The 8,323-nt window shown below is 35.3% G+C and carries 10 protein-coding genes; 9 read left to right on the top strand and 1 reads right to left on the bottom strand.

Annotated elements, in window-relative coordinates; all coding sequences use genetic code 11:
- Positions 1 to 459 precede the first annotated feature (459 nt).
- Positions 460 to 1,089, bottom strand: coding sequence for a lysophospholipid acyltransferase family protein (locus tag FD33_RS08545; RefSeq protein WP_025085173.1), 630 nt, complete (start codon positions 1,087 to 1,089; stop codon positions 460 to 462).
- Between the two features lie 62 nt (positions 1,090 to 1,151).
- Between FD33_RS08545 and FD33_RS08540 the strand changes: the two genes are divergently transcribed.
- From FD33_RS08540 to rseP, 9 genes are all read left to right on the top strand, one after another.
- Entirely contained in the window at positions 1,152 to 1,883 is a 732-nt protein-coding gene (locus FD33_RS08540) for a tRNA1(Val) (adenine(37)-N6)-methyltransferase (protein ID WP_025085174.1), read from the top strand.
- On the top strand, positions 1,870 to 2,154 hold the full coding sequence (locus tag FD33_RS08535; RefSeq protein ID WP_025085175.1) for a GIY-YIG nuclease family protein: 285 nt from the start codon (positions 1,870 to 1,872) through the stop codon (positions 2,152 to 2,154). Before FD33_RS08540 ends, FD33_RS08535 begins: the two co-directional genes overlap by 14 nt.
- Positions 2,155 to 2,277: 123 nt before the next feature.
- Complete coding sequence (gene rpsB, locus FD33_RS08530) at positions 2,278 to 3,081, top strand: 30S ribosomal protein S2 (protein ID WP_025085176.1); 804 nt, start codon at positions 2,278 to 2,280, stop codon at positions 3,079 to 3,081.
- A 67-nt stretch (positions 3,082 to 3,148) separates the two neighbouring features.
- Entirely contained in the window at positions 3,149 to 4,024 is an 876-nt protein-coding gene (tsf, locus tag FD33_RS08525; protein ID WP_025085177.1) for a translation elongation factor Ts, read from the top strand.
- Positions 4,025 to 4,192: 168 nt separating this feature from the next.
- Positions 4,193 to 4,924, top strand: coding sequence for a UMP kinase (pyrH, locus tag FD33_RS08520; protein ID WP_025085178.1), 732 nt, complete (start codon positions 4,193 to 4,195; stop codon positions 4,922 to 4,924).
- Entirely contained in the window at positions 4,917 to 5,474 is a 558-nt protein-coding gene (gene frr / locus FD33_RS08515; RefSeq protein ID WP_025085179.1) for a ribosome recycling factor, read from the top strand. Before pyrH ends, frr begins: the two co-directional genes overlap by 8 nt.
- Before the next feature lie 8 nt (positions 5,475 to 5,482).
- Positions 5,483 to 6,223: an isoprenyl transferase gene (locus FD33_RS08510; RefSeq protein WP_025085180.1), complete on the top strand. Its 741-nt coding sequence runs from the start codon at positions 5,483 to 5,485 to the stop codon at positions 6,221 to 6,223.
- A gap of 14 nt (positions 6,224 to 6,237) precedes the next feature.
- Positions 6,238 to 7,032 carry a phosphatidate cytidylyltransferase gene (locus tag FD33_RS08505; protein ID WP_025085181.1) on the top strand — a complete coding sequence of 265 codons (795 nt, stop codon included), beginning with the start codon at positions 6,238 to 6,240 and terminating at the stop codon, positions 7,030 to 7,032.
- A gap of 19 nt (positions 7,033 to 7,051) precedes the next feature.
- A complete protein-coding gene (rseP, locus tag FD33_RS08500; protein WP_025085182.1) occupies positions 7,052 to 8,314 on the top strand; it encodes an RIP metalloprotease RseP in 1,263 nt (420 codons plus the stop codon).
- Positions 8,315 to 8,323 lie beyond the last annotated feature (9 nt).

Here is an 8,323-nt window from a genome sequence, read left to right as displayed (position 1 = left end):
ACTTGGATTCAATTTATTTTGTCCAAGTGGCTAACTTGTTATTGAAATTTTCGGATGATTTTTAAATGCATAATAACCAAAAAAATTTTATTATTTGATTACTTATTGTAAGTAACTTTTAGTAAAGATGTTTTATCGTACAATAATAAACATAAAGCTAACAATATATTTCTAATCGCGCATAATGTTGTTAGTGGTATCAATATCATTAGGGCAGTGAGCATAAGGTTCTTAGTTCCTTATTTTTAGTATTGTTAACTTAAACCTTTTTTCTGATGTTTGTACTTTTATTTTGACCATGTGGAAATTGTTATTTACCTAAGGTAGTTCAAGTCTGTTATCCTTTGTCTCTGTTCCTTATCACATGCTATATAGAGTTCCCTATATTGGAATATTTTTTGAATGTTTGTTATACAATAAAACCCTGGCATGCCAGGGTTATTTTAGTATATTATATAGTTACTTATTTTTTTTCTCAGGTGGAATATACTCAAAGGATGGATCAATTTCATTATCAATTCTATCCCAAGCTTTTTCCATATCATCATTGACTTGTTTAGTTTGTTTTTCATCAAGCTTAGCCTTGAAGTCAAAGTCGATTTCAGGTCCTACACCAATAGTAATCTGTTTATGCTTCATTAAACCACCAAAAGATAAGGGCCCTTGATAAACGAAGGGAACTAATGGGGCTTTTGAAAGTTTGGCAATCAGTGAGGCTCCACCTTTCAGTTGTTCAGAGTAACGAGTTCCTGATGGAAACATGATTAAAACTTTATCTTCCTTTTTCAATGCCTTAACGGGTGTTTTTATTACCGAAGGACCAGGATGAGCACGATCAACAGGAAAAGCATGCGCGTGTACAAGAATAAACCTTAAAATCGGATTCTTAAAAAGTTCCTTCTTTGCCATAAAAGTGGCCTCACGTGGAGAAATTACTAATGCAAAGAAAATTGGTTCCCACCAAGTACGGTGCGGTGCTACTAAGATGAAAGGCTTGTCGGGCAGATTTTCTTTACCCACGACTTTATAACGGCCATTTAAAATGAAAACAATGCCTCTCGCTATTACACGGATAAATTTATAAAACATAGAATTATCATTCTCCCTAAAATAATCTTAACTTATTTAAAATACCATAAAGCAGGTGTAACATGTCGATTTATTCTCAAGATATTATTTCTAATAGCGGAATAATTATTAATCAAGATAAAAAACTTTATTCATTTAACCTCGATACTATTTTACTTTATAATTTTGCAAAAACTGTTAAAAAGGGAAAAATAGTCGATTTATGTTCTGGAAATGGAGCCATTGGGTTGTCATTGGCCTCGAAAACTAAGGCTCAAATATATTTAGTTGAGATCCAAAAAGAGCTAGCTAATTTGTCTCAAAAAAGTATTGAAGATAATAATTTGGAACAACAAGTACATCTTATCAACGATGATTTAAAAAATGTTCAAAAACATATTAATCATGATACGGTCGACATGCTAGTTTGCAATCCACCTTATTTTAAAGTTTCCAATCAAACTGCTTTGAAGGAGAATACAGTTTTAGCAATTGCGCGTCATGAATTAAAAGTTAATTTAGAGGATATCTTATATGCAATTAAAGTTTTGTTAAAGGAAAATTCTCATGCATATTTAGTGTATCGACCAGAGCGTTTGAGTGAATTAATTGCCTTAATGTTACAACAGCGCCTGCAACCAAAGCGCATACGCTTTGTCAGAACTAGTTCACAGAAAGATGCTAATCTGGTTTTGATTGATGTTATAAAGACAGTTAAAGAGGCATCGCTAAAGGTTGAACCAGATTTAATAATTTATGATGAAAATCATCAGTTAACTAAAGAGGCTAGTCAGATAATTAATGGAAACGAGTAAATATTATGTTTATATGCTTTTATGCAATGACAAAACTTTTTATACTGGCACAAGTAACAATGTAAAGAAGAGAGTTGCGACTCACAATGCTGGCAAGGGTGCTAAGTATACTAAAAATAGACGACCAGTTAAATTAATGTATACCGAGGAATTAGCAAATAAATCACAGGCTTTAAAGCGGGAAATTGCTATCAAAAAGTTATCACGAACGCAAAAAGAGAACTTATTAAAAAGTAATGGAATAAATTGGCAGGACTACTTGATTTCATAATAATATTCCCTTATAATAGTTATCTGTATTGAATACACACACTTAACGATTTAGTTGTTGGTGCACAGATGTGTTTCAACTAGACATGACTTAGGTGGAGGTAAAAACCAGGAGGAACTTTTTATGTCAGTTATTTCTATGAAACAACTTCTTGAAGCCGGTGTACATTTCGGTCACCAAACAAGAAGATGGAACCCTAAGATGAAGCCATTTATCTTTACACAAAGAAATGGTATTTACATCATTGATTTACAAAAAACAGTACGCATGATCGACGATGCTTACAACTATATGAAGGCCGTTGCCGGTGATGATGGTATTTTCCTATTCGTTGGTACAAAGAAACAAGCACAAGATGCTATTGCTGAAGAAGCAACACGTGCTGGTCAATACTATGTTAACCATCGTTGGTTAGGTGGTACTTTAACTAACTGGAACACAATTCAAAAACGTATCAAGAGATTAAAGGACATCAAGGCAATGTCACAAGATGGTACTTTTGATCGTCTACCTAAGAAGGAAGTTGCTTTACTTACAAAGCAACAAGCTAAGTTAGAGAAATTCCTTGGTGGTATCGAAGATATGCCAAGAATCCCTGATGTTATGTTCATTGTTGACCCTCATAAAGAAAACATTGCTGTTAACGAAGCTAAGAAACTTAACATTCCTATCGTAGCTATGGTTGATACAAATACAGATCCAGATCCTATCGATGTTATCATTCCTTCAAATGATGATGCTATTCGTGCCGTTAGATTAATTACATCTAAGATGGCAGATGCTATTGTTGAAGGTAAACAAGGTGAAGAAGCTGTTACAGATGCAGACTTTGCTAAAGACGACAACAAAGATGAAAATTCAAATGCTGCCGATGCAAAATCTATTGAAGATTTAGCAGAAGCTAAGAACAATAACGAAGATAAATAATAATAATAAGCGTAAAATAGAGTCATCTGAGTAAGATGGCTTTATTTATACGACTGGAGGATTACTAATGGCTAAAATTACTGCTGCTCAAGTTAAAGAATTACGTGATAAGACAAGCGTTGGTATGATGGATGCTAAAAAGGCATTGGTTGCTGCTGACGGTAACATGCAAGAGGCTATCGACAAACTTCGTGAAAAGGGTGTAGCTAAAGCTGCTAAGAAGAGTGGAAACATTGCTGCTGAAGGTTTGACACACATTGAAGTTTCAGGTAACAAAGCTGCTATCATCGAAGTTAATTCAGAAACTGACTTTGTTTCATCAAATGACAAGTTTATCAATCTTGTAAATGAAATTGGTAAGGCTATCGTTGCTAACGAACCAAAGACAATGGATGAAGCTTTGGCACTTAAGATTGGTGACCAAACAATTAACGACGCCATCACAGGCTTAACAGCTGTTATTGGTGAAAAGATTTCCTTGAGACGTTTCAAGGTTCTTGATAAGACAGATTCACAAGTATTCGGTTCATACCTACATAATGGCGGTTTGATCGGTGCTATCGTTACTCTTGAAGGTAGCGACGAAGATGCTGCTAAGGATGTTGCTATGCACGTTGCTGCTATCAACCCTGAATTCATGGATCGTAATCAAGTTCCTGCAGATCGTTTGGAACACGAAAAGGCTATCTTTACTGAAGAAACAAAGGCTGAAGGTAAACCTGAAAAGATTATTCCTAGAATCGTTGAAGGCCGTCTAAACAAGTTCTTGTCAGAAATTAGTTTGGCTGACCAAGAATTTGTTAAGGATTCAGACATGACTGTTCAACAATTCGTTGAATCAAAGAATTCTAAACTTGTTTCATTTGTTCGTTACGAAGTTGGTGAAGGAATCGAAAAGAAACAAGAAGACTTTGCTGAAGAAGTAAAGAACCAAATGAAGTAGTTTAAAAACATTTTTTGGAAAGGTCGCTTAATTCATTTTGAATTAAACGGCTTTTTCTTTATATTTAGGGTTGTATCCACACAAAATTTATTTAAAAATAGTCTTTGGATAAATTTAGTGTAGCGAATATGTTAAAATATTTAGTAGCAAAATTAAAGGAGAGAACTTATGCCTGATATCAAGTATAAAAGAGTAATTTTAAAAGTTTCTGGAGAAGCCTTAGCCGGTGAGAAAGGCTTTGGTATTAATCCACCAGTTATCAAAACAATAGCTGAACAAATTAAAAGTGTTCATGATCTAGGAGTTCAAGTTGCCATCGTTTGTGGTGGTGGTAACATTTGGCGTGGTGAAACAGGTGCCGAAATGGGAATGGATCGTGCCCAAGCAGATTACATGGGTATGATGGCCACTGTTATGAATGGACTTGCTTTACAAGATGGTTTGGAACATATTGGTGTCCCAACACGTGTACAAACATCAATCGAAATGCGCCAGGTTGCTGAACCTTACATCAGAAGAAAGGCAATCAGACATCTGGAAAAGGGTCGTGTTGTTATCTTTGCTGGTGGTACTGGTAATCCTTACTTCTCAACAGATACCACTTCCGTACTTCGTGCTGCTGAAATTGAAGCTGATGTTATCTTAATGGCTAAAAATAACGTTGACGGTGTTTACTCAGCTGATCCTAAGAAGGACCCTAATGCTAAGAAGTATGCAGAATTAACACAACTTGATATTATTAATAAGAATCTTGGAGTTATGGATACAACTGCTTCATCATTGTCAATGGATAATGATATTCCATTGATCGTATTCAATTTGAACAAAGCTGAAAACATTAAGAAAGTTGTTCAAGGAGAAAATATCGGAACAATAATAAAGGGTGGTAATGATGACTAACAAAGCTGTTACAAAAGCACAAGAAAATATGTCAAAATCAATTGACGTTCTTAGAAAAGAATTGGCTAATATCCGTGCGGGTAAAGCTAACGCTTCTATCTTGAGTAACGTTAAAGTTTCATACTATGGTACTGATGTACCATTGAATCAAGTTGCTTCAATCAACATTCCGGAAGCACGTGTTTTGATGATTACACCTTATGATCAATCATCATTGGATGATATTGAACATGCTATCAATTCATCTGATTTAGGATTGAACCCTGCTAATGATGGTAAGGTTATCCGTTTGGTCATTCCACAGCTTACTGGTGAACGTAGACAAGAGATTGCTAAGCAAGTAGGTAAAGAGGCTGAAGAGAGCCGTATTGCCGTTAGAAACGTTCGTCGTGAGGCTATGGACGATCTTAAGAAGCAATTGAAAGCTAACGATGTAACTGAAGATGAATTCCATGATGTTGAAGATCAAGTTCAAAAGGTTACTGATAAAGCTATTGCACAAGTTGACGAATTAGCAGCAGCCAAAGAAAAAGAAATTACTGAAGGATAATAGTCTTTATGACAGAGAGTAAGAGACAGTTGGATTCAGATATATCAGTTCCTAAGCATATTGCTATTATTATGGACGGTAATGGTCGTTGGGCTAAGAAAAAGGGTCAACCTCGTATTGCTGGTCATAAAGAAGGTATGAACAATGTCAAGACGATTGCTACAGCAGCTAGTCATCTTGGGGTCAAAGTTTTGAGTTTGTATGCTTTTTCTACTGAAAATTGGAGTCGACCTAGTAAAGAGGTTAATTTCTTAATGAAATTACCAGTAGACTTCTTTGGAACTTTTATGCCGGACCTAATTAAAGAAAATATTCGAGTGTTTGTAACCGGATTTACTGATCACTTACCTGACAAAACCAGAAAAGTAGTTTTAAAAGCAGTTGAGGATACTAAGGGTAATACTGGAATGATCCTCAATTTTGCTTTTAACTATGGTGGTCGTGCTGAGATTGTTAATGCTGCTAAAAATTTGGCAATCGAAGCGGCTAGTGGTTCAATAGATCCAAGTGAGATTAACGACACTATGTTTGCAGATCATTTGTTGACTAATCACTTAAAGGAATTAGCTGATCCGGATTTGCTAATTAGAACTAGTGGAGAAGAAAGAATTTCTAACTTCATGCTCTGGCAATTAGCTTATACAGAAATGATCTTTGATGACAGTTATTGGCCTGATTTTACAGTCGATGATTTAGTCGAGGATATTAAAGAATTTGACAGAAGAGATCGTCGTTACGGTTCTGTTTAGTTTGGGGGAAAATTATGAAACAACGTGTCATTACTGCCGTTATTGCACTAGCAATCTTTATTCCCATATTGCTTGCAGGTGGAGTCTGGCTGGAAGTTGCAGCAGCAGCTCTAGCCGCAGTCGGTGTCTTTGAAGTTTATATTATGCGTAAACGTATCATCGTTTCATTTGACTTTTTAGTAACTATCCTAGGAACGCTAGCCTTAGTGGTTCCTAATGGGTTTTACCGTGGGTGGTTTCCAAAAAGTTTTTCAAGATTAGATTTATTCTATGTTTTTGCAGTGATTTTATTGATTATTACAGTACTAACAAAGAACAAGTTTAATTTTGAAGATGCAGGCGTTTCAGTGGTTTCAATGTTGTACATTGGTACAGGATTCCACTATTTAGCAGCTGTAAGAAATTCAGATCCCGGTTTGGGATTGTTAATGTATGCTTTGATTGTTGTTTGGTCAACGGATATTTTTGCTTATACATTTGGTAGAAAAATTGGAAAGCATAAATTATGGCCTGCAATTAGTCCTAATAAAACTTGGGAAGGAACAATTGCCGGTATTATCATGGCTCTAGTTCTTTCTGGTGTTTACATGTACTTTGTACCTCAAGAGTACTCAATGACAACAATGTTGATGATTGCCTTTGTTCTATCAATCATGGGACAAATGGGTGATTTGATTGAATCAGCTTATAAGAGATATTACAAAGTTAAGGATTCAGGAAATATTTTGCCAGGACATGGTGGAATTTTAGATCGATTCGATAGTATGTTAATCGTATTACCTTTGTTACACATATTCGGTTTAGTTTAAGCATCTCGTGGAGGTTAAAATGACCGCGATAATTACATTTATAATCGTTTTTGGAATATTAGTTATTGTCCATGAATTCGGACATTATTATGCTGCCAAAAAATCAGGAATTTTGGTTCGTGAGTTTTCTGTAGGAATGGGTCCGAAAATCGTCGCTTACCGTAAGAATCATACGACATACACATTGAGATTATTACCTTTAGGTGGATATGTACGTATGGCTGGTGCTCAGGAAGATGATTCTGATATTCAACCAGGAACGATGGCATCTTTAGTATTAAATGATCAAGATAAAGTAATAAAAATAATAACTTCCAGTAAGGTTTATGATGCAAATGCGGTCCCCGTTCAAATTTCTAAATCAGATTTAGTCGATGATTTAGTGATTGAAGGGTATGAAAATGGCGACGAAACTGTCGTTAAGAAATATTCAGTTGATCATGATGCAACAATTGTTGAAGAAGACGGTACTGAGGTTCAAATCGCACCACGCGATGTTCAACTTCAGTCCGTTTCTGTTTGGAAGCGAATGATTACTAATTTTGCAGGTCCTTTCAATAATTTTGTTCTAGCAGTTTTGGCAGCTATTTTAGCTGCTTTCATGATGAATGGTGTTGCCACTAATCAATTAGGTCATATCGAAAAGAATTCAATTGCTCAAGAAGCAGGTTTGAAGGTTAACGATACGATTGTAGGTGTAAATGGCAAGAAGACTAGTTCATGGACTGCTTTATCAACTAACATTCAAAATAACCCTGGTAAGAAAGTTACTTTAAAAGTTGAATCAAATAAAAAACTTAAAACAATTAAATTAATTCCTAAGTCTGTTAAGTCACAAGGTCAAAGCTATGGGTTTATTGGTATTATGCCAAAAACTGATTCAAGTGCTTGGGCTAAGATTAAGTACGGCTTTTCATATAGTTGGGGAACGACCGTAATGGTGTTCCATGCATTAGGTAAAATGGTATCCGGTGGTTTTAATATTAATCAATTATCAGGTCCGGTGGGGATCTACTCGATGACTTCAAAAGTGGCATCACAAGGTATTATTAATATTATTTTATTTACATCAATGCTATCGATGAATCTAGGTATTGTTAATTTAATTCCAATTCCAGCCTTAGATGGTGGAAAAATTTTATTAAATATCGTTGAAGCAATCAGAAGAAAACCAATTCCTGAACAGTATGAAACTGTTATTACACTGATTGGTGTCGGAATTCTAGTCTTGTTGATGATTGCTGTTACATGGAATGATATTCAGCGCTTCTTTATAAAATAGGGGGATAAG

The sequence above is a fragment of the Companilactobacillus paralimentarius DSM 13238 = JCM 10415 genome (assembly GCF_001434985.1).
GTDB lineage: Bacteria > Bacillota > Bacilli > Lactobacillales > Lactobacillaceae > Companilactobacillus > Companilactobacillus paralimentarius.
Note: the sequence above shows the minus strand (reverse complement) of the source record. Positions and strands in the feature narration are given on the sequence as shown.